The following is a 421-nucleotide window of genomic DNA, read 5'->3' as shown; positions in this document are numbered from 1 at the left end:
CTGCGGCATCATGCCGGGGTTCGGACGCGGGCCGGCGGGACCGCCGCCGGGACGCGGACCGCCCTGCGGACGGGGCATGGCACCCGGCGTCGGCCGGGGACCGCCCTGGCCGGCACCCTGCGAACGGGGACCGCCCTGGCCGGCACCCTGCGAACGGGGACCGCCCTGGCCGGCACCCTGCGAACGGGGACCGCCCTGGCCGGCACCCTGCGGACGCGGAGCGCCCGGCGCACCGGGGCCACCCGGACGCGGGGCCTGCGGACGGGGCGCCTGCGGACGCGCCATACCGGTGGAGCCACCGGAGGTGAAGGGGTTGTTGCCCGGACGGGGACCGGCCGGACGGGCACCCGGGCGCGGACCCGAGGCACCCGGACGGGGGGCACCGGTGCGCCCGCCCTGCCCGTGGCCGGAGCCGGCCGGA

Annotated in this window: 1 pseudogene; it reads right to left on the bottom strand. The window is 81.9% G+C overall.

Features of this window, described 5'->3' with window-relative positions:
* Positions 1-421 (bottom strand): annotated as a pseudogene (locus tag ACFSL4_RS09545) (translation initiation factor IF-2); the annotation flags it as partial.

This window comes from Streptomyces caeni, assembly GCF_042678285.1.
In the GTDB taxonomy this organism is placed as follows: domain Bacteria; phylum Actinomycetota; class Actinomycetes; order Streptomycetales; family Streptomycetaceae; genus Streptomyces; species Streptomyces caeni.
Note: the sequence above shows the minus strand (reverse complement) of the source record. Positions and strands in the feature narration are given on the sequence as shown.